Annotated in this window: 21 protein-coding genes; 16 read left to right on the forward strand and 5 right to left on the reverse strand. The window is 36.3% G+C overall.

All coding sequences use genetic code 11. From position 1 onward, the window contains the following. Position 1: 1 nt before the first annotated feature. The gene (locus ACFQO1_RS11940) at positions 2–1,072 is read right to left on the reverse strand and encodes a branched-chain amino acid aminotransferase (RefSeq protein ID WP_380218368.1); all 1,071 of its coding nucleotides are present in this window, start codon (positions 1,070–1,072) and stop codon (positions 2–4) included. A gap of 108 nt (positions 1,073–1,180) precedes the next feature. Between ACFQO1_RS11940 and ACFQO1_RS11945 the strand changes: the two genes are divergently transcribed. The 3 genes from ACFQO1_RS11945 (at position 1,181) to ACFQO1_RS11955 (ending at position 3,408) form a co-directional block, all read left to right on the forward strand. After that, positions 1,181–1,702: a DUF4920 domain-containing protein gene (locus tag ACFQO1_RS11945; protein ID WP_380218369.1), complete on the forward strand. Its 522-nt coding sequence runs from the start codon at positions 1,181–1,183 to the stop codon at positions 1,700–1,702. A gap of 3 nt (positions 1,703–1,705) precedes the next feature. Beyond that, on the forward strand, positions 1,706–2,383 hold the full coding sequence (mnmC2, locus tag ACFQO1_RS11950) for a tRNA (5-methylaminomethyl-2-thiouridine)(34)-methyltransferase MnmC2 (protein ID WP_380218370.1): 678 nt from the start codon (positions 1,706–1,708) through the stop codon (positions 2,381–2,383). Between the two features lie 113 nt (positions 2,384–2,496). Then, positions 2,497–3,408 carry a TIGR01777 family oxidoreductase gene (locus tag ACFQO1_RS11955; RefSeq protein WP_380218371.1) on the forward strand — a complete coding sequence of 304 codons (912 nt, stop codon included), beginning with the start codon at positions 2,497–2,499 and terminating at the stop codon, positions 3,406–3,408. 74 nt (positions 3,409–3,482) lie between these two features. Here the strand turns inward: ACFQO1_RS11955 and ACFQO1_RS11960 are convergent, their stop codons facing one another. Continuing rightward, complete coding sequence (locus ACFQO1_RS11960; RefSeq protein ID WP_380218372.1) at positions 3,483–4,151, reverse strand: YceI family protein; 669 nt, start codon at positions 4,149–4,151, stop codon at positions 3,483–3,485. A 152-nt stretch (positions 4,152–4,303) separates the two neighbouring features. Here ACFQO1_RS11960 and ACFQO1_RS11965 point away from each other — a divergent pair, with 152 nt between their 5' ends. The 10 genes from ACFQO1_RS11965 (at position 4,304) to ACFQO1_RS12010 (ending at position 14,298) form a co-directional block, all read left to right on the forward strand. Next, positions 4,304–4,864: a nucleotide exchange factor GrpE gene (locus tag ACFQO1_RS11965; protein ID WP_380218374.1), complete on the forward strand. Its 561-nt coding sequence runs from the start codon at positions 4,304–4,306 to the stop codon at positions 4,862–4,864. Positions 4,865–4,890: 26 nt separating this feature from the next. After that, complete coding sequence (gene dnaJ, locus ACFQO1_RS11970) at positions 4,891–6,006, forward strand: molecular chaperone DnaJ (RefSeq protein WP_380218375.1); 1,116 nt, start codon at positions 4,891–4,893, stop codon at positions 6,004–6,006. A 238-nt stretch (positions 6,007–6,244) separates the two neighbouring features. Further along, positions 6,245–7,171 (forward strand): ABC transporter ATP-binding protein, encoded by a 927-nt coding sequence (locus ACFQO1_RS11975; protein ID WP_380218376.1) that lies wholly within the window; start codon positions 6,245–6,247, stop codon positions 7,169–7,171. A 10-nt stretch (positions 7,172–7,181) separates the two neighbouring features. Beyond that, positions 7,182–8,495 (forward strand): ABC transporter permease, encoded by a 1,314-nt coding sequence (locus ACFQO1_RS11980; RefSeq protein WP_380218377.1) that lies wholly within the window; start codon positions 7,182–7,184, stop codon positions 8,493–8,495. A gap of 6 nt (positions 8,496–8,501) precedes the next feature. After that, positions 8,502–9,425, forward strand: a complete 924-nt coding sequence (locus ACFQO1_RS11985) for a mechanosensitive ion channel family protein (protein WP_380218378.1) — start codon at positions 8,502–8,504, stop codon at positions 9,423–9,425. Further along, positions 9,418–10,329: a DUF6268 family outer membrane beta-barrel protein gene (locus ACFQO1_RS11990; protein WP_380218379.1), complete on the forward strand. Its 912-nt coding sequence runs from the start codon at positions 9,418–9,420 to the stop codon at positions 10,327–10,329. Before ACFQO1_RS11985 ends, ACFQO1_RS11990 begins: the two co-directional genes overlap by 8 nt. A 2-nt stretch (positions 10,330–10,331) precedes the next feature. Then, entirely contained in the window at positions 10,332–11,495 is a 1,164-nt protein-coding gene (locus ACFQO1_RS11995; RefSeq protein WP_380218380.1) for a sigma-54-dependent transcriptional regulator, read from the forward strand. A gap of 5 nt (positions 11,496–11,500) precedes the next feature. After that, a complete protein-coding gene (locus ACFQO1_RS12000; protein WP_380218381.1) occupies positions 11,501–12,379 on the forward strand; it encodes a PPK2 family polyphosphate kinase in 879 nt (292 codons plus the stop codon). Positions 12,380–12,382: 3 nt separating this feature from the next. Then, positions 12,383–13,801 (forward strand): M20/M25/M40 family metallo-hydrolase, encoded by a 1,419-nt coding sequence (locus ACFQO1_RS12005; protein WP_380218383.1) that lies wholly within the window; start codon positions 12,383–12,385, stop codon positions 13,799–13,801. Between the two features lie 2 nt (positions 13,802–13,803). After that, positions 13,804–14,298: a hypothetical protein gene (locus ACFQO1_RS12010; RefSeq protein WP_380218384.1), complete on the forward strand. Its 495-nt coding sequence runs from the start codon at positions 13,804–13,806 to the stop codon at positions 14,296–14,298. A 1-nt stretch (position 14,299) separates the two neighbouring features. Here ACFQO1_RS12010 and ACFQO1_RS12015 read toward each other — a convergent pair whose 3' ends face one another. Beyond that, on the reverse strand, positions 14,300–14,995 hold the full coding sequence (locus tag ACFQO1_RS12015) for a DUF1853 family protein (protein ID WP_380218385.1): 696 nt from the start codon (positions 14,993–14,995) through the stop codon (positions 14,300–14,302). 197 nt (positions 14,996–15,192) lie between these two features. On the opposite strand from ACFQO1_RS12015, the gene ACFQO1_RS12020 reads away from it, so the two are divergent. From ACFQO1_RS12020 to ACFQO1_RS12030, 3 genes are all read left to right on the forward strand, one after another. Next, positions 15,193–16,581, forward strand: a complete 1,389-nt coding sequence (locus ACFQO1_RS12020; protein WP_380218386.1) for an MATE family efflux transporter — start codon at positions 15,193–15,195, stop codon at positions 16,579–16,581. 120 nt (positions 16,582–16,701) lie between these two features. Continuing rightward, positions 16,702–17,502 (forward strand): TIGR00266 family protein, encoded by an 801-nt coding sequence (locus tag ACFQO1_RS12025; protein WP_380218387.1) that lies wholly within the window; start codon positions 16,702–16,704, stop codon positions 17,500–17,502. A 113-nt stretch (positions 17,503–17,615) separates the two neighbouring features. Then, positions 17,616–17,813 (forward strand): hypothetical protein, encoded by a 198-nt coding sequence (locus ACFQO1_RS12030; RefSeq protein ID WP_380218388.1) that lies wholly within the window; start codon positions 17,616–17,618, stop codon positions 17,811–17,813. Between the two features lie 27 nt (positions 17,814–17,840). On the opposite strand, the gene ACFQO1_RS12035 is transcribed toward ACFQO1_RS12030, so the two are convergent. Further along, the gene (locus ACFQO1_RS12035) at positions 17,841–18,776 is read right to left on the reverse strand and encodes a LysR family transcriptional regulator (RefSeq protein ID WP_380218389.1); all 936 of its coding nucleotides are present in this window, start codon (positions 18,774–18,776) and stop codon (positions 17,841–17,843) included. Between the two features lie 95 nt (positions 18,777–18,871). After that, the gene (locus ACFQO1_RS12040; RefSeq protein ID WP_380218390.1) at positions 18,872–20,152 is read right to left on the reverse strand and encodes a hypothetical protein; all 1,281 of its coding nucleotides are present in this window, start codon (positions 20,150–20,152) and stop codon (positions 18,872–18,874) included. Positions 20,153–20,226 lie beyond the last annotated feature (74 nt).

Here is a 20,226-nt window from a genome sequence, read left to right on the forward strand (position 1 = left end):
ATTAAACTACTTGATGTCTCCAGCCAAATGTATCCTCAGCAACATTATGCTGAATATCCATAAGCTCTTTCTTCAATTTTAAAGCATATTCATGATTGTTTGAGGGAATATTATATGTAACATTGGCATAACTAAAAGCACTCACAGGGCTTATTACAGCTGCAGTTCCCGCTCCAAAAATTTCTTTAAGCGTTCCATTTTTAGCGGCATCAACCACTTCAGAAACTAAAACAGGTCGCTCTTCTACTTTTATATGGCTTCGTTTTGCAAGATCGATCACACTTTTTCTTGTAATGCCATCAAGAATACGGTCACCCGTTGGCGCCGTAAGAAGCGTGTCATTTATTCGAAAAAAGACATTCATAGTTCCAGCTTCCTCAAGGTATTTGTGTTCGTTGGCATCTGTCCAGATTACTTGCTGAAAACCTTCTGCTTTGGCCAAATTTGTGGGAAAGAATTGTGCTCCGTAATTCCCTGCAGCCTTTGCAAAACCAACACCTCCATTAGCCGAACGGCTATATTTTTGTGCAATAACCACTTTTACATCTCCAGTATAGTATGCTTGTGCTGGAGATAATAAAATCATAAATTTATATTGATCTGAAGGAGAGGCCGAAACTCCCACTTGCGTAGCAATAGAAAAAGGTCTTATATATAATGAATTACCCATTCCAGGTTTAATCCATTCTTGATCCAATTGCAATAAAGTTTCTAAGGCTTCAAAAAATATATCTTTCGGAAATTCTGGCATAGCCATCCTTACAGATGATTTGTTTATCCTTTCATGATTGAGTTCAGGCCTAAAAAGAAATACATTACCATTATCATCTTTATAGGCTTTCATTCCTTCAAATACAGCCTGAGCATAGTGAAATACTTTTGCTCCAGGAGAAATTGTTAAAGGACCATAAGGTTTAATGGTAGGGTTTTGCCAAGATCCATTTATGTAATCACACTCAAACATATGATCTGAAAATATATTACCGAAAGTTAAATTCTTAAAATCTACTTGAGCTATTCTTGAATTTTTAACTTTTTGTACGGTAATTTTTGATTCAGTGGTTTGATGCATGAGGTGTGGTATTAGGTTTTGTAAATTTACTTAAAAAAATGCCCAAAAAAAACGTAAATTTTTCATAAAATTGCAGTATATTAATAAACAAGACTTTAATCTAAAACCATGAAATTTAAATCACTTTATTTACTTGCAATTGCCGGAGTATTTGCCCTGAGTTGTAACAATACGAATACCAAAGAAATTGAGAATACCGAAACTCAAGTGGAACTAAAAGAAATTGCATACCAAACGTTTGGAGATACAATTACCGATAAAGATGTGATAACAAAAGATGAAATGTTAGCGAAGTATCAAGACTTAAAACCAGGTGATACGATAGATGTAAAATTTACCGCGAAGGTGAACGAGGTATGTCAGTCAAAAGGATGCTGGATGCAAATGGATCTTGGAGAAGAAGAGGCCATGGTTAAATTTAAGGACTACGCTTTTTTTATGCCTAAAGATATTGCCGGAGAAGAAATTATCGTTTCAGGTAAAGCATTTGTAAATGAGATGAGTGTGGATGAGCAACGTCACTATGCTGAAGATGCTGGAAAATCGGAAGAAGAAATTGCAGCGATCACAGAACCTAAGCGTACGCTATCTTTTACATCGAACGGGGTTCTTATTGCCCAAAAAGAATAAATTTTGAAACGCGAGTTTCTTACCACTGGTGATGGATCGGTTACCATCCATTTACCAGACTGGAATGAACAATACCACTCTAAACATGGCGCCATTAATGAGGCGCTTCATGTTTTTATAGAGGCAGGTATACGGTATTTTATGGCTGAAAATTCAAACACATTACTTCAGCCTATGTCAATTTTAGAAGTAGGATTTGGTACAGGATTAAATGCTTTTTTGAGCTGTATTTTTTCTGAAAAAAACTCGATAGCTATAAATTACACAGGTGTAGAAGCGTATCCAATCATAGCTTCAGAAATTAAAAACTTAAACTACGCCACTCAATTGGATGCTTCTAAGGCTCTATTTGAGAAATTGCATACCATTGAATGGGAAGTGCCTTCAGAAATCACTACAAATTTTACACTTACAAAGCAGCAAAAGTTCTTTAATGATATTTCTGATGAGAATAGGTTTCAACTTATTTTTTTTGATGCTTTTGGAGCACGCGTGCAACCAGAATTATGGACTAAAGCTATTTTTCAAAAAATGTATTTTGCGCTACAGCCTAGAGGCGTTTTGGTAACATATGCTGCTAAAGGCAGTGTGAGACGTGCTATGCAAGCAGTAGGTTTTAAAGTGGAGCGTCTTCCAGGACCTCCCGGAAAAAGAGAAATGCTTCGAGCAGTAAAAAATTAGGAACTTACTTTCTACTTCAAGAATAGCCTCTAATTAAATACTTCACAATTAACAAAAAACTAACTTCAAAATCTTTTATGAAGGACGAAATTTGAGTATCTTAAAAAGAAAAAATGAAGGTTCTAATAACAGGAGCTACGGGTCTTATTGGTAGCAAATTGGCGAAAGATTGTATGGATGAAGGTATGACTGTTCATTATCTTACAACAAGTAAAGAAAAAATTAAAAACGAGCCTTCTTACAAAGGTTTTTATTGGGACCCTTCAAAAAGTATCTTAGACAATAAATGTTTTGAAGGTGTCACAGTAATTATAAATCTTGTTGGAGCCACCATCTCGAAAAGGTGGACTAAATCTTATAAAAAGGAAATTCTTGAAAGTAGAACTCAGACAGCAAATTTACTTTATCAAACCCTTTTAAGTAATGGACACGATGTAAAGCACTTTATTTCAGCCAGCGGGGTTTCAATTTATCCTAACAGCAAGACTAAATTATATACCGAGGAAAGCCAAGAAGTGGACGATACTTTTTTAGCCGAAGTTGTCGTAGCCTGGGAAGCAGCTGCAGACCAGTTTAAAAATTTAGGAATGGAAGTTACTAAAATACGTACTGGTGTAGTCTTGGCTAAAGAGGATGGAGCCTTACCAAAATTAGTTGAGCCCATTCAAGCAAATATTGGGGCACCTTTAGGAAGCGGAAAACAATGGCAATCGTGGATACATCTGGAGGATATTTGTAATATCTATTTATATGTATTAAATAATACCATTGAAGGAACCATTAACGCAGTAGCACCAACCCCAGTGACTAATAAAAAAATGACACAGGAAATAGCCCGAATTTTAGATAAATCATTATGGTTGCCCAATATTCCTGGATTTATATTAAAGATTGCATTGGGAGAAATGTCAGTATTGGTGTTAGAAGGTCAATTAGTAAGTTCCAGAAAAATAGAAAAATTAGGGTTTATTTTTAGGCATTCTAATATCGAGAGCGCCTTACGAGATCTACTCCCATTAAAATAATTAGTACCTTTTTTAAACAGATATGGGGCGGCCTTTGGCCGCCCCATATCTGTTATAGTATTTTATAAATAGACTTAGGCTTTATTCGCATGAAGCTCTACCTGAATTTCTATTTCATCATTGATAAATTTATCTCCAAGATTATCAAAGATAGATTTAGAGCCATAATTTACATCCCACTTTGTTCTGTCGATCATGAATTTTTTACTTTTTAGAAAAATTGTATTTCCAGGATACGAAACAGTGGCTGGAAATTCTATATTATTAGTTTTTCCTTTTATAGTTAGGTTGCCTTTAATTAATGGTTCATATTGAGTTCCCTCAATACTAGTAATTTCAAAAGTAGCTTCAGGATATTCGTTTACATTAAAAAAGTCTCCTTCTTTTCCTTCTACAGTTCCTTTTAGATGAGCTTCTAGATTTGCTTTGCTTTCTCCTTCAAGATCTGTATTTTCAATGCTATTCATGTTTATCGTAAAGTTTCCGGCCTCTAATTGCCTATCTGTTGCAGCTACTGTTCCTCCAGATAATTTAATTGTTCCAGTATGGGTCCCAGTTGGTTTTTCCCCTTTCCACATGATAACAGATTTTGATGTGTCTACGGTATAGTTACTAGCAGATTCTGTAGCTTCAACAACATCTTGTTCTTCACCTGTTGTAGCCTCTTTTTTGTTGTCTTTACATGCAATTACAGCAGTACCAACAAAAGCTACCAGTGCAATGTTTAAGAATATTTTTTTCATTTTATTTGGTTTGTGATTAATAAGTTACAAAATTAGAGAAGCTAATTGCTAAACTTCTTAAATATATATTAAAATAAACCGATGACATTTTGACATTTAATCACAAATGGCAGTACTTTTGCTCACCTAAGAAAAAATTAAAGAATAGTATAGTGAGTAAAAAAGAAAAAATTAAAGAGGTTGTAGAAGATGAGGTTCTTACAAACAACGAAACTTCGTCTGAAGAAAAAGCAAAAGTTTCCGAAGAAAAAGAAGATGAAATTGATCCTATAGAATCGCTTCAGACAGAGTTAAATAATGAACGCGATAAATTTTTAAGGCTTTTTGCAGAATTTGAAAATTTTAAAAAGAGAACAGGTAAAGAGCGAATTGAGTTATTTAAAACTGCAGGGCGAGAGATTATAGAGGCGATGCTGCCCATCTTGGATGATTTTGACAGAGCAATGAAAGAGTTTAGCAATGATTCTGAAGATGTTCACGTACAGGGAATGTCTCTAATTCATGCAAAACTGAAAGAAACGCTTAAAAATAAAGGTTTACAGGTGGCAGAAACAAATCAGGGAGATACCTTTGATGCTGAAATACATGAAGCCATCACACAAATTCCAGCACCTTCAGAAGACTTGAAAGGAAAAATTATTGATGTAGTTGAAAAGGGATACATGCTAGGCGAAAAAATTATTCGATATCCTAAAGTAGTGATTGGACAATAAAATAAGCTGTTAAGAACGAACATATAATGAAAGAAGATTTTTACGACATATTAGGGATTTCTAAAGGAGCCTCGGCAGCCGAGATAAAAAAAGCATACCGAAAAAAAGCAATTGAATTTCATCCAGATAAAAATCCTGGGGATTCTACAGCTGAAGAAAACTTTAAAAAAGCTGCAGAAGCGTATGAAGTGCTAAGCGACCCAAATAAAAAAGCCCGATACGACCAATATGGACACCAGGCATTCGAAGGCGGCGGCGGCTTTGGCGGTGGCGGTATGAACATGGATGATATTTTTAGTCAGTTCGGAGATATTTTTGGTGGAGCATTTGGCGGCGGCGGCGGATTTAGTGGTTTTGGGGGCGGACGCACCAGAACTGTTAAAGGAAGCAATCTTCGGGTTCGTTTAAAACTAAGCCTAGAGGAAATCGCAAATGGAGTTGAGAAAAAAATAAAAGTAAAACGCAAGAAAGTTGCTGCAGGTACTACATATAAAACTTGTCCTACCTGTAATGGGCAAGGTCAGGTTACCAGGATTCAAAATACCATTTTGGGGCGTATGCAGACATCTGCTACCTGTTCGACCTGTGGAGGATCTGGCCAATCGATAGATAAGAAACCATCAAATGCAGATGCTAACGGAATGCTTACGACCGAAGAAACGGTTTCCATCAAAATTCCGGCAGGAGTAGTGGACGGCATGCAATTAAAAGTTTCAGGAAAAGGAAATGATGCTCCTGGAAATGGTATTGCTGGAGATTTATTAGTTGCGATTGAAGAAAAACCTCACGAATCACTACAGCGCGAAGGGGATAATCTACACTATGATTTGTATATAAATTTTTCTGAAGCAGCCCTCGGTACCTCAAAAGAGATAGATACGGTTACAGGAAAAGTGAGAATTAAAATAGATTCTGGAGTGCAAAGTGGAAAAATCCTACGTTTAAGAGGCAAAGGAATTCCTAGTATCAATGGCTACGGAAGCGGAGATTTATTGGTGCATATAAATGTTTGGACACCCAAAGAATTATCTAAAGAACAAAAGGACTTTTTTGAAAAAATGATGGCTGACGAAAACTTTACGCCTAAACCAGAAAAAGAGGATAAGTCCTTCTTTGAAAAAGTAAAAGATATGTTTTCTTAACAAATCGTTAATTATATAAAAAATTTGTATATATTTGAGTATCGCTTTTAATAGCGATAATTTTTCTTTTTCATAGCAATTTTTTTCCCACCTTAGATTTTTAATGTAAGGTGGGTTTTGTTTTTAAGCAGTTTAGCCATTCTGTATCGAATTATTTTTCTCCTTCTTGTAACAAATTCTAAATTTGCTTACTTACAATACGAAAGAAGTTTACTTTTACAGTACCTAAAACCCAATCATGGAAAAACTCTTAGTTGCCCAAAATGTATCTAAATCTTATGGAAACTTCAAAGCTCTTAATGATGTAAGTATCACTGTTCCAAGAGGAAGTGTCTTTGGTCTTTTGGGACCTAACGGAGCTGGAAAAACTACTTTTATTAGAATTATCAATCAGATAACAATGCCCGATTCCGGAAGTGTGCACTTAGACGGAGAACCCTTACAGCAACACCATATAAAAGATATTGGATATTTACCGGAAGAACGAGGTCTTTACAAATCCATGAAGGTGGGCGAGCAGGCTTTATATCTTGCTCAATTAAAAGGACTCTCTAAAACCGAAGCTAAAAAAAGGCTGTTATATTGGTTTGAACGATTAGAAATTGGAGACTGGTGGAACAAAAAAATTCAGGAGCTATCTAAAGGAATGGCTCAAAAAATTCAGTTTGTGGTGACAGTACTTCATGAGCCTAAACTGCTCATTTTTGATGAACCTTTTAGCGGTTTTGACCCTATCAATGCAAATCTAATTAAAGATGAAATTCTTCGCTTACGGGATAATGGGTCCACTATTATTTTTTCAACACACCGTATGGAGTCGGTAGAAGAAATGTGCGACCATATTGCATTGATACATAAGAGTAATAAAATTCTCGACGGAAAGTTGATCGATATCAAACGTGCTTATAAAAATAATACGTTTGAGGTTGGACTCGTAACTCCAGATCACGAAAAGGTATCTGCTCTCTTGAATGAAAAGTTTGAAGTTTCTCCTTTGTCAATCAAAACAATTAATAATGAATTACAATACAAAGTGAAAATTTCTGAAAATGCTTCGGCAAATGATCTTGTAAGTTTTTTGACCACGCAAGGTCAGCTTACCCATTTTAAAGAAGTCATTCCTTCGGCAAGCGACATTTTTATAGAAACTATTTCAAAACAATAACGCTACAACTATGAATCACTTAGCTTTAATTATAAAACGTGAATACTTAAATAAAGTTCGTAACAAGTCCTTTATTATCATGACGTTTTTAAGTCCGTTGATCTTTGTAGGGATCTTTGTTTTAGTGGCCTATTTGTCAAATCTTAATAGTAGTGATGTTCGAACTATCGAGGTGTTGGATGAAAGCGGATTGTTTTCAGATGATTTTGAAAGTTCAGACAATTTAAAGTACGAATGGATTACAGGCAAATCGTTAGAAGAAGCCAAAAACGAGTCGGAAGCTTCAGAAAAATACGGACTTCTTTATATTCCGAAGACAGAATCCATCGATGACTTTGCAAAAAGCATTACTTTTTATTCTGAAGACTCCCCTTCACTAACAGTAATGGGTGATATTGAAGATATTATTGAAGATAAAGTTAATACGCTAAAATTAAGAGAAGCAGGAATGGATGCTTCAGAAATTAAAGCGCTTCGCATTAAAATAGACACCAAATTAGAAACATTTAAAGGACAGGAAACTTCAAAGTTAGGTTCTGGTTTAAAATTAGGATTTGGCGGAATGGCAGGCTACCTTCTTTTTATGTTTATCATTATCTACGGAAATATGATCATGCGTAGTGTGATTGAAGAAAAGACCAGTCGTATTATTGAAGTGATTATCTCTTCGGTAAAACCCGTAAAATTATTACTCGGAAAAATTTTTGGTACATCTTTAGCTGGAATTACCCAATTTACTGTATGGGTGATACTGGGTTTTGTGTTAGTTACAATTATCCCCATGATTTTAGGAATTGACACCTCTACCATCCAAACTCCTCAAGAACAGGTATTGCTTCAGCAGGCCGGAGAAGGAGGTATGGATAGCATTGTACAAGATATTTTAATAGAATTAAATAATTTACCTATTGCGAATCTTGTCATTATGTTCATCCTCTTCTTTATAGGAGGGTATTTATTATATGCATCCTTATATGCAGCGATTGGTGCAGCAGTAGACAGTGAAACTGATACTCAACAATTTATGTTACCTATATTAATGCCTTTGATTTTGGCTGTCTATGTTGGTTTCTTTACAGTGATTGACAATCCGCATGGTACCGTTTCACAAGTATTTTCATTTATTCCTTTTACTTCTCCAGTGGTGATGTTAATGCGAATTCCTTTTGGAGTTCCATTGTGGCAACAAATACTTTCAGTTGTCATTTTATTTGCTACATTTATGGGGACAGTTTGGTTTGCGGCTAAGATCTACCGAGTAGGAATTTTAATGTACGGTAAGAAACCAAGCTATAAAGAATTAATAAAGTGGCTTAAGTACTAAAAAAGCGTGCAGGAAAACGTTACCGAAAAAATTACAGAGGTTATAGAAAAAGATGTCTGGGGAATCATTCAAGATTTTCTGGGTTGGGGTTTCTATTATGATAAAGGAGGCGATAAAGAGGTTCATATCACCGTAGGCCTTGTTTTGCTGGTAATTATTTCTTTTATAATTGCGAGTTTTATCCTTAAATGGATACGGATGTTCTTCACTCGCAAAATGGAGGAAACCGATAAGCATAAATTTATTAGCGTTTTTAAGTTTATAAAATACATTACGTATGTCGTGGTAGTATTTATAACGTTAAGTTTAGCAGGGTTTAGTGTAACTCCGTTTCTGGCTGCATCTGCAGCCTTGTTGGTAGGTTTAGGGTTAGCACTTCAGGAGCTTTTTCAGGATGTAATTGGAGGTATTTTTATTATCGTCGATAAATCACTTTTGGTGGGAGATATTATTGAGCTTGATGGAAAGGTTGGGCGTGTCATTGAAATTAAGCTTAGAACTACACGCGCTATTACCAGAGATGATAAGATAATTATTATCCCAAATCATAAGTTTATAACCGAAACAATTTATAATTATACTCAGAACCGAAAAACTACTCGTGAGTATGTTAGAGTAGGGGTTGCCTACGGAAGCAACACCCAATTAGTTAAAGAATTGTTATTAAAAAGCGTCCAAAAACAGTCTGGAGTGTTAAAGAGTCCTAAACCTTTCGTACTTTTTGAGGACTTTGGGGATTCTGCCCTTATCTTTAGTATCTATTTTTTCATCAATGATAGTTTTGTCGATCCACGAATTAAAAGTGAGATACGATTTACCATTGATGAATTATTTAGAACAAACGAAATCACTATACCATTTCCTCAAAGAGATGTGCATATATTTCAATCAAATCAAAATACTAAAGACATAAACCTAGCAGATGATTAAAATAACTAATTTAAAATATGTACTCGTTGTAGTAACTATTTTAATGTGTTCTCAACACACGTATTCCCAATTAACAGATCTTGCAAGAATCGAATACACATATTTTCCGCAAGATGATTCAGAAAATACATTCAAACGATTTAGAGTTTTTGCAAATTATCCTATTCAGTTGAGTGAAGATGGGTATTTAGTGATTGGTGCCGAATACAGAAACGTTGATTTAGATCTGGGAGATGAACTTCCATTCATAAAGGATGAAATTCAAGAATTCAGTAATTATGCAGCAACTATAGGGTATACCAATACAATGAAAAATGATTGGCGCTATGCTTTTCAGGGAGAATTGAGGCTTGCATCCAACTTCACCGACGGGATAGTTAGTGAAGACTATATCTTAGGAGGGAGTGTTTATTTTATAAAAGATAGAACTGGAGATGAAGAAAATGCACCTGAAAAACCATGGAGATTGGTGTTAGGATTAAATTATTCAACAACTGCCGGAAGACCATTTCCACTGCCATTCATTAACTATTATAGAGAGTTTGCAACCGACTGGAGTTTTGGATTAGGAGTGCCTAAGTCAAATATAAAGTGGGAGTTTGTCCCCAACCATGAATTGCAAGGTTTTGTAACCTTAGATGGGTTTTTTGCAAATATTCAAGAGGACTTAGTCGTTACACAAAGTAATAATGACCAGGATGTGGGTAATAATATCTCTATGACTACTTTACTTTCAGGAATTGGCTATAGTTGGGAGTTTATAGAGCATTTCGAATTCTATTTATATTTTGGCCATACCATTATCAATAACATACGTATAGAAGATGATAAAAATAATGAGGTCTATACAATCAACGACCAGAATAATTTCTACGGAAGAACCGGTATAAAACTTAAAATATAAGCATGTCAAAAATTTTGATTATTGAAGATGAAGCAGCTATTCGTCGTGTCCTCACAAAAATTCTTTCTGAAGAAAGCAGTTCTTATGAAGTCACTGAGGCTGAAGATGGACTCGCCGGAATTGAACTTATAAAGAATGAAGATTATGATCTTGTCCTTTGTGATATCAAGATGCCAAAAATGGATGGCGTTGAGGTACTCGAAGCCATAAAAAAAATTAAACCTGAAACGCCTATCGTCATGATTTCGGGCCATGGTGATTTAGATACTGCTGTAAATACCATGCGCTTAGGAGCATTCGATTATATCTCGAAACCACCCGATTTAAATAGACTTTTAAATACAGTTCGAATCGCATTAGACCGAAAGGAACTCGTGGTAGAAAACACACGTCTCAAAAAGAAAGTAAGTAAGAATTACGAGATGATTGGTGAGTCATCAGAGATTTCTCAAATAAAAGATATGATTGAGAAGGTTGCACCTACCGAAGCTCGTGTGCTTATTACAGGTCCTAACGGTACTGGAAAAGAACTAGTCGCACATTGGTTACATCAAAAAAGTGATCGTGCAAACGGCCCGATGATCGAAGTGAATTGTGCAGCGATCCCCAGTGAACTCATCGAAAGCGAATTGTTTGGTCATGTGAAAGGAGCATTTACCTCGGCAAACAAAGACAGAGCTGGAAAATTTGAAGCTGCGAATGGCGGGACAATCTTTCTGGATGAAGTAGGGGATATGAGCCATTCTGCTCAAGCAAAGGTATTGCGAGCGCTTCAGGAAAACAAAGTGCAGCGTGTAGGAAGTGACAAAGACATTAAAGTGGATGTACGTGTTATCGCAGCAACTAATAAAAATTTAATGCAGGAAATTAAAGATGGAAACTTTAGAGAAGACCTGTACCATCGTCTTGCTGTTATTCTTATAAAAGTTCCACCCCTTAATGATCGCAGAGAAGATATTCCGTTATTGGTAGAATATTTTGCAAATCGAATCGCCACCGAACACGGCAACGGACAAAAGAAATTTTCAGAAAAAGCAATCCAACAATTGCAAGAATACGATTGGACAGGAAATATTCGTGAACTACGCAATGTGGTGGAGCGTCTTATTATCTTAGGAGAATCTGAGGTAAGTGAAAGTGACGTAAAACTATTTGCTTCAAAATAAAAAGTATGAAAGAGGTTGATATTTCAGCATACAAAATTTCTCAAGAAATCAATATTAAAGATCTGAAATCGTATGTTGACTTTAAAGCTTCAGAAAAAGATATTGAAGACGAACTAGAAGATACGAGAGAGCGACTTGGAAAACTTCAGGATACATTATATGCCCACGGAAAATATGCGGTTTTAGTATGCCTTCAGGGAATGGATGCTGCTGGAAAAGATAGTTTAATACGGGAAGTATTTAAAGATTTTAATGCGCGTGGTGTCGTTGTGCATAGCTTTAAAGTTCCTACCGATAGGGAAAAGCGACATGACTATTTGTGGCGACATTATATAGCGCTACCAGAACGTGGAAAATTTGGTGTTTTTAATAGAACACATTATGAAAATGTGCTCGTTACCAGAGTTCATCCAACGTATATTCTGGGTGAAAATTTACCCGATGTTCATTCCGTAGAAGATATCGATGAAGCTTTTTGGGATAAGCGGTTTGAACAAATCAATACCTTTGAAAAGACCATCGCCGAAAATGGAACCATCATATTTAAGTTCTTCTTAAACCTGTCTAAAGACGAACAAAAACACCGTCAGCTTCGCAGATTGCATAAACCTAGTAAGAACTGGAAATTTTCTGCGGGCGATCTGGATGAGCGCGATCTTTGGGATGATTATATGCGATGCTACGAAGAAATTTTAAACCGTACTTCAAAAGGGCACGCTCCTTGGTATAACATTCCGGCAGATGATAAACCTACTGCTAGACTCATCGTAGCAAGTATAATGTTACAGGAACTTAAAAAATATCAGGATATTAAAGAACCAGAATTGGATGCAAAAACAAAAGCTCGTATTGACGAGTTTATCGCTCGGCTGGAAAACGAATAGTATATGAAAAGAATAACCCTATTGCTAGCACTTGCCACTTTTGTAATGACTTCGGAAAGTGTGGCTCAAAAAGTAAATAGTGAAGACTCAACCATGCTTCGGAATATCTACGACATGGCTTTACTCAACGGAAAAAGTTATGACTGGCTTGACCATCTCTCCAATAAGATAGGGGGAAGACTTTCAGGCTCTCTCGAAGCTGAGCAAGCAGTTAAATATACTGAAGCAGAACTAAAGAAATTAGGTCTCGATAAAGTTTGGCTTCAAAAAGTAAAAGTACCTAAATGGACTCGTGGCATCCCAGAGTATGCTTATATCGAAACGGGTCCGGGAAAAACAACTCTAACAAATATTTGCGCCTTGGGAGGTTCTGTGCCAACCCCAGATGGCGGACTGAAAGCCGAGGTAATCGAAGTTCAAAATTTTGAAGACTTAGAGCGCTACGGAAGAGAACAAATTGAAGGCAAAATCGTTTTTTACAACAGACCCATGCAAGCAGATCTTATCAATACCTTTGAAGCGTATGGTGGTTGTGTAGATCAGCGATACGCCGGCGCCATGGAAGCATCCAAATACGGTGCAGTAGGGATTATTGTTCGCTCTATGAATTTAAGGCTTGATGATCTTCCCCATACGGGAGCCATGAGCTATGGCGATATTCCTATTGTGGATCGCATTCCAGCGGCTGCTATTAGCACTAAAGGGGCAGAGTATTTAAGCAGTACATTAAAACTATTGCCAACCCTTAAATTTTATTTTAAGCAGAACTGTCGAGCCTTTCCAGATGTTGATTCGTATAATGTAATTGGCGAGATCACAGGAACTACCTATCCAAATAAATATATAGTTGTTGGGGGACATTTAGACTCTTGGGATCTTGGAGATGGATCTCATGACGATGGTGCAGGAGTGGTTCAATCTATGGAAGTATTACGTATGTTTAAAGAGTTAAACTACAAACCAAAGCATAGTGTTCGAGTCGTACTATTTATGAATGAGGAAAACGGATTACGTGGCGGAAATGAATATGCAGCTCAGGCAAAGCTTAAAAGAGAGGATCATGTATTTGCGTTAGAAAGTGATGCTGGCGGATTTACACCCAGAGGGTTCTCATTTGATACAGACGATGCAAATTTTGCTCAGATTGAAAGCTGGAAACCCTTATTTGAGCCATACTTAATTCATAGCTTTACTCGAGGCGGAAGTGGTGCAGATATTGGTCCGTTAAAAGATGACGGGATTGTGCTCGCAGGATTACGACCAGATTCGCAACGTTACTTTGACCATCACCATGCGGCAAACGATACTTTTGATGCCGTTAATAAAAGAGAATTGGAGCTAGGAGGCGCAGCAATGACCAGCCTTATTTACCTAATGGATAAATACGGTACTAAGTCTGAATTGACGAACATCAAGAAATAATAATGCCTCAAAATTCACCGCCAACGACAGCAAAAGGATTTGTACAGTTATTGTCTGTTATTCATCTTGTGTTTTTTGGAATAGTATTGGCATTCGCGGTTTTTGCATTCTTTTTTAGCGAAAATGTTGGGTTAGAGCTGGAAGAAGTTAATGGTTTTTTTATAATAGGTATTCCTGTCTTACTCATTGGAAGTATTGTGTTGGGTAATTTTTTGTTTAAAAAAATTCTTGCTCAAGCACATGATAAAATTGCATTAAAAGAAAAACTGCAGATATATCAAATAAGCACATTTATTCGATACGTTCTTGTAGAGGGTCCTGCGCTATTCGCATTGATGGCATTGATACTGACTGGAAATTTAGTCTATTTATTATTGGCAAGTATTTGTCTGGTCTATCTGTATTACCTAAAACCCGGAAAAGAAAAAATAAAGCAAGATCTCCAACTTTCGGGAGAAGCGTTGCGAAAGTTTACCAACGATTCTGAAAAGCTGTAAACTACCACCACACTACAAAAAATCGTTCTATACTAGTCCCTGTTTTTTTATAGACTAAAGGAGAACGTTTTTTATTTAACAATTCTAAAACTGGTGATGTTGTATTCACAAAGGAATGCCATTCTGTTATTTCTTCAACAGGCAACAACCACTCACGTTTTGATGGAATATAGTAGGTTGCTTTTGTATCTTCGGAAAGGAAATCGGGATACCGAATCCATTGTCCTACAATACAGTTATGATAGTTCGCCGGCAAGTCATTTTTAGATATATGCTTCGGAATAAAAAGCTGTGCCTTGATACATACTTGTTGTTGTACTTCTGAAGCGGTTAGTTCTAATTCTCTCAAGATTTCTTTAGTTTCCGAGGTTTGTAATAACGGAAATTGTTTTTTACGTAACTTATGGAGTTTATCTGCTAACGTATCCTTCCGGTTGGGACCTACCCATTTTGCTGTAGTTTCACCTTCAATGTTTTTATCGAACAGATAGAATTTACACGCTAATTCTACGTGAATAAAACGGTTGGTTGCTTTATGTTTCAGAATATAATCCAGTTCTCCAATAGTTTCAGAAATTCCCTGAACCTGAAGGTTGGCTGCTTTTATTTCAAAACTTTCAGAAGCATGAATAGCCATTTCAAATAGACCTTCAGCCTGTTTGCCAAGCATAGTGTCTGGCAATGAAAAATCGATCATTTTTACAACAATATCTTTCAGAATAAAAGAAGGGTACTTAAATTCTTCCGAAGAAAAGACTAACTGCGGGAATTTAATAAAATGAGCTAAAAGTAAAAGAGACGGTTTCAGAAACTAATTTTAGGCACCTAAAGATAATCTATAAAACTATAGCAAACCAAATGGGTGTTTTTTAACTTTGCCGCAAAACCTACCAAGTGTTTCTTTCACAATACACCAAAGAATTTAAGTATAATTTATCATTGGCGACTCCTGTTATTCTAGGGATGTTGGGGCATACGGTTGTGGCATTGGTCGATAATATTATGGTAGGACAATTGGGTACGGCAGAGTTAGCAGCGGTATCACTTGGTAACAGTTTTATGTTTATTGCCATGTCTTTGGGAATTGGTTTCTCAACGGCGATTACACCGCTTATCGCAGAAGCAGACAGTGAAGGGAATTTTGATAAAGGCAAGTCTTCGTTTAAACACGGACTGTTTTTATGTACTGTTTTAGGAATCGTTTTATTTCTTTCAGTTTTTATAGCGAAACCTTTATTGCATGTAATGAAACAACCGGTTGAGGTGGTTGAAATTGCAATGCCATACCTTACCTGGGTGGCGGTGTCATTGATTCCGCTTATTATCTTTCAGGCGTTTAAGCAGTTTAGTGATGGCTTGTCAATGACGCGTTACCCTATGTACGCTACTATTTTGGCGAATGTGGTCAACGTCGTTCTCAATTATATTTTTATCTTCGGAAAGTTTGGAGCACCAGAATTAGGGGTTGTAGGTGCAGCCATTGGTACACTGGCATCCCGACTGATCATGGTGGCGTATTTATGGTATATATTATCACAAAAGACAAAATCCAGAGAATATGTGCTGCATATTAAGTTGTTTCAGTTGTCTAAAGCAATGCTGAAAAAGCTGATAAGCCTTGGTTTTCCTTCTGCTTTACAAATGTTTTTTGAAGTGGCTATTTTCACCTCTGCGATTTGGCTTTCAGGTATTTTGGGAAAAAACCCACAAGCTGCCAATCAGATAGCATTAAACCTTGCCTCTATGACGTTTATGGTTGCAATGGGTTTTAGTGTGGCTGCGATGATTCGAGTTGGTAATCAGAAAGGATTACAGCGTTTTAGGGAATTAAAGCGCATTGCAAGCTCTATCTTTTTACTCTCCACAATTTTAGCGACAGTCTTTGCTATTTTCTTTTTAATCTTTTATGAGCCTTTGCCAAAGCTATACCTCGATTATGATAATTTAGAAAACTTTCAGGATAATTTTGAAGTAGCTTCTATTGCAGCAAAACTGTTGTTGATAGCAGCTATATTTCAGATTTCAGATACCGTTCAAGTAGTCGCATTGGGCGTTTTACGAGGTATGCAGGATGTAAAAATCCCAACCGTAATTACCTTTATCGCATATTGGTTGGTAGGATTTCCTATCATGTATTATTTAAGTATGTATACCGAATATGAAAGTGCTGGCATCTGGATAGGATTACTGGCTGGACTAACGGTTTCAGGCGTATTGTTGTACATTCGGTTTTTATATCTATCGAATAAGTTGATTGTTTCTTCGGAAGCTTCCAAGGAGTGAAAAATCTTTCCGAAGCCATTTTTTTTCTGAAACTTTTGTAACTTTTTTATAGATTTCCTATCCTATAGATGTTGCTTCTTCTGAAGCTATTAATCAATCATTTAAAATAATCATACAATTATGAATGCACACGAAATAGACTATACCATTTACGGGGAAGAAATGCAATATGTAGAAATTGAATTGGATCCAAATGAAGGCGTTGTTGCCGAAGCAGGTAGCTTTATGATGATGGACAACGGAATTAAGATGGAAACCATTTTTGGCGATGGATCGGCTCAGGATAATAGTATGATGGGGAAGATCTTTGGAGCTGGGAAAAGGCTTCTTACAGGTGAAAGCCTGTTTATGACTGCCTTTTACAATACGGTGCCTGGTAAAAAGAAAGTAAGTTTTGCTTCTCCCTATCCAGGAAAGATTATAGCAATTGATCTACAGAAATTCAAAGGAAAATTTATTTGTCAGAAGGACGCATTTTTATGCGCTGCAAAAGGAGTTTCTATCGGAATTGAATTTTCAAAAAAACTAGGAAGAGGACTTTTCGGTGGCGAAGGCTTTATCATGCAGAAATTGGAAGGCGACGGAATGGCATTTGTGCATGCAGGAGGAACAACTGCTACGAAAGAGCTGGCAGCAGGAGAAACCTTAAAAATTGATACAGGATGTATTATAGGGTTTGATCATACAGTGAATTATGACATAGAATTTATTGGCGGAATTAAAAACACACTCTTTGGAGGCGAAGGGTTATTTTATGCCACCTTAACCGGACCAGGAACTGTGTTTGTGCAATCACTGCCTTTTAGCCGATTAGCAAAACGCGTTTGGAAAGCAGCCCCTCAAGGTGGTGGAAGAGATAAAGGTGAAGGCAGTATTTTAGGTGGTTTGGGAGATTTATTGGATGGGGATAACCGATTTTAACACTAATTTTTTTGACAAATCCCAATTAATTTGATTTTTTTCTGTTATCTTTAAGAAGTTAAACTAACACCTCACGCTATAGAAAAAAACTACGTAACCTAATTTTTATTACTATGCCCAGAGCGATGTATGATTATACGAAAGCTGTACTCAGTAAAGTCAGTTTTGATGTCAATTTGTTCTGTAAAGAGTTGAAAAAGGCGATGACCAGATTACTTCCTTATGAAATTGAGGAATTAAAAGTCTGGGTGGATGCTCTTATAAAACAGAACCCCCAACTCAATCAATGTTTAATTCATTTAAAATCATAAAAAAAGTCCCGTGAAAATGGGACTTTTTTAGTTTTTAGGCGAAATTATTTTTACATCTTGAAACGCAATGGCTCCGCGAACTATACCTGCAATGACATCATATAGGGCATTAATGATGTGTAATTTTAATTCACTTTTGCTGTAAATGACACTTACTTCACGTGCTGGGGAAGGTTCATTAAAATACCGTAGATTTTCTTTTTGCTTTTCGGCCAGATCTAGGGTATGTAAATAGGGTAGGAGCGTCATGCCTAGTCCTTCATTAGAAAGCTTGATGAGAGTTTCAAAACTTCCGCTTTCCAGCTGAAAGGCATCGTCTTTGTGTAGTTTAGAGGCTTTGCAAATATTCAAAACACCATCCCTAAAGCAATGACCATCCTGCAATAAAAGCATATCATCCAAATCAAGATCTTTTCCGTCTATTTTATTTTTTGAAGCGAGTCGATGATTGTTAGGAATGTATCCTACAAAGGGCTCGTAATACAAAGCTCTTTCTTTAATATTGGCATGATCAAGTGGCGTAGCAGCAATGGCAGCATCCAAGTGGCCGTCAATTATTTTTGTGATAATCTCTTCGGTAGTAAGCTCTTCAATCTTTAAATGAACTTTAGGATACCGGTTTGTAAAATTCTTTAAAAACATAGGCAGTAACGTAGGCATAATGGTCGGGATGATGCCTAAGTGAAAATCACCACCTACAAATCCTTTCTCCTGATCCACCACATCTTGCATTCGCTCGCTTTCATTCACAATATTTTTCGCCTGTGTAACTATCTTCTTACCTAAGGTAGTAAGCTCTATAGGCTTCTTACTTCGGTCAAAAATTAGAATGTCCAGCTCGTCCTCTAGTTTTTGTATTTGCATACTTAAGGTTGGCTGGGTGACAAATGTTTTTTCTGCTGCTTTTGTGAAGTTTTGATGCTCTGCTACGGCAAGTACATATTTAAGTTGTGTGATTGTCATCTTCAGTAAAATTTATAGTAAAGATACAAAACTATTGTCAAATTCTATTGTTGAATATGGTCTACTATGAAGTTTGCTTTAACCTTTAAAGAATATCAATCTAAAATACACGAAAAACATTGAAAATATTGTCTGGGGATATCGATGTCTTCAAGTCCGATAAGAGGTTCAGTAGGCCTTGGCTTATCGTTTAAAATAGTTTTAAATTTTATAGCGTAGTCCATCAAATCATCCCTTCTCTTTTTTAATTTTTTTTCAATTGTTTTGGCATCTAAATCATAAATAGGTTTAGGCCATGTACGCAAAGCATTCTCAATTACGTCGTCTGTTAAATTCTGTTGTAGAAATTTTGCTTCTCGTAAAAATGTTTCTTCAGGCGTATCTTTTAAAAAATAAGAATCAAAATCGTACAGAAGTCCTGGCAGGTAATCAATTTCCTCCTCAAATGGGCGTAATTTGGGTTCAATTGTCTTATTGGAAAGTAACGTTGGTAGAATTCCATCCAAAGTAAAAAATGCATTATCGCGGTCTGCCGCGATAGGAATACCAATCAAACTATCTCCTCTTTTTTGCATAGCCCAGCCCCATTGTTTAGCATGTCGATCCCAATCTCCTATATACAAATCTAAAAGTCTAGCTCTAACAAGTGCTGCTTCGTCAATATGAATTAAATTCCTTTTTTTATATTTTAACTCAATTAAGTCTTTAGTATCTATAATCTCTTCCACATTCGTAATTGAGGTCCAGTTTTTTTTACCTTCACTTTCGTATTCTAGAAAATACAGTTTATTCCCAAATTCTTCATTGCGTTCGTTTAGCCAATATTGTTTAGGAAGATATATTAATTTTGGGTGTGTATGCAATACATGAAGTTTTTCTGCAAGATAAGCAGCGGGTAGAGCTCCATAGGGATGTTGTGCTGATATTCCATCAATAATCAAATTTTCGATACCTATAAGTTTGGCATATTGTGGAATTAATGCCTCAGGATTTTTATTTATACTTCTTAAAGTATATACAATTCCATTGGGTGCTTTTAGTTCAAGAGATTTTGTTTGTTTGCCTCCTCCCTCTTCTATAAATGTCATCCCACCAAACAAAGTGTCCAAATACACAATCTTAGCTTTAACTGGCGCTTCCCAAGTTTTTCTATAATGTTCACCTTGCATTAGGTGTTTAATATTATTTCCGTCATATTGTGAACTAGCAGCTACAGTAACCCATTTTTTTGTAGCATACGAAATAGAATCGAAACCATTTTTGTTTATTAATAAAGAATTCTTAGGCGTTTGTGGTTGACTCCAAAAAGATAAATATGCTAAAACGATGAAGCCTACAAGTAGGATTCCAATAACTATAAAAATCTTTTTAACCACGCTGATTGAGTATTGTAGATATTAAAAATAATAAAAAGGTATAGAGTGGAGAACAAATTTTAGGTATTGCTATA

Source organism: Jejudonia soesokkakensis (assembly GCF_042664795.1).
GTDB classification, from domain to species: domain Bacteria; phylum Bacteroidota; class Bacteroidia; order Flavobacteriales; family Flavobacteriaceae; genus Jejudonia; species Jejudonia soesokkakensis.

What these genes read in the sequence shown, in the direction of transcription:
- ACFQO1_RS11940 (WP_380218368.1), bottom strand. Translation starts at nt 1,072, where the DNA reads ATGCATCAAACCACTGAATCAAAAATTACCGTACAAAAAGTTAAAAAT.
- ACFQO1_RS11945 (WP_380218369.1), top strand. Translation starts at nt 1,181, where the DNA reads ATGAAATTTAAATCACTTTATTTACTTGCAATTGCCGGAGTATTTGCC.
- ACFQO1_RS11955 (WP_380218371.1), top strand. Translation starts at nt 2,497, where the DNA reads ATGAAGGTTCTAATAACAGGAGCTACGGGTCTTATTGGTAGCAAATTG.
- ACFQO1_RS11960 (WP_380218372.1), bottom strand. Translation starts at nt 4,151, where the DNA reads ATGAAAAAAATATTCTTAAACATTGCACTGGTAGCTTTTGTTGGTACT.
- dnaJ (WP_380218375.1), top strand. Translation starts at nt 4,891, where the DNA reads ATGAAAGAAGATTTTTACGACATATTAGGGATTTCTAAAGGAGCCTCG.
- ACFQO1_RS11975 (WP_380218376.1), top strand. Translation starts at nt 6,245, where the DNA reads ATGGAAAAACTCTTAGTTGCCCAAAATGTATCTAAATCTTATGGAAAC.
- ACFQO1_RS11980 (WP_380218377.1), top strand. Translation starts at nt 7,182, where the DNA reads ATGAATCACTTAGCTTTAATTATAAAACGTGAATACTTAAATAAAGTT.
- ACFQO1_RS11990 (WP_380218379.1), top strand. Translation starts at nt 9,418, where the DNA reads ATGATTAAAATAACTAATTTAAAATATGTACTCGTTGTAGTAACTATT.
- ACFQO1_RS11995 (WP_380218380.1), top strand. Translation starts at nt 10,332, where the DNA reads ATGTCAAAAATTTTGATTATTGAAGATGAAGCAGCTATTCGTCGTGTC.
- ACFQO1_RS12000 (WP_380218381.1), top strand. Translation starts at nt 11,501, where the DNA reads ATGAAAGAGGTTGATATTTCAGCATACAAAATTTCTCAAGAAATCAAT.
- ACFQO1_RS12005 (WP_380218383.1), top strand. Translation starts at nt 12,383, where the DNA reads ATGAAAAGAATAACCCTATTGCTAGCACTTGCCACTTTTGTAATGACT.
- ACFQO1_RS12010 (WP_380218384.1), top strand. Translation starts at nt 13,804, where the DNA reads ATGCCTCAAAATTCACCGCCAACGACAGCAAAAGGATTTGTACAGTTA.
- ACFQO1_RS12015 (WP_380218385.1), bottom strand. Translation starts at nt 14,995, where the DNA reads ATGATCGATTTTTCATTGCCAGACACTATGCTTGGCAAACAGGCTGAA.
- ACFQO1_RS12025 (WP_380218387.1), top strand. Translation starts at nt 16,702, where the DNA reads ATGAATGCACACGAAATAGACTATACCATTTACGGGGAAGAAATGCAA.
- ACFQO1_RS12030 (WP_380218388.1), top strand. Translation starts at nt 17,616, where the DNA reads ATGCCCAGAGCGATGTATGATTATACGAAAGCTGTACTCAGTAAAGTC.
- ACFQO1_RS12035 (WP_380218389.1), bottom strand. Translation starts at nt 18,776, where the DNA reads ATGACAATCACACAACTTAAATATGTACTTGCCGTAGCAGAGCATCAA.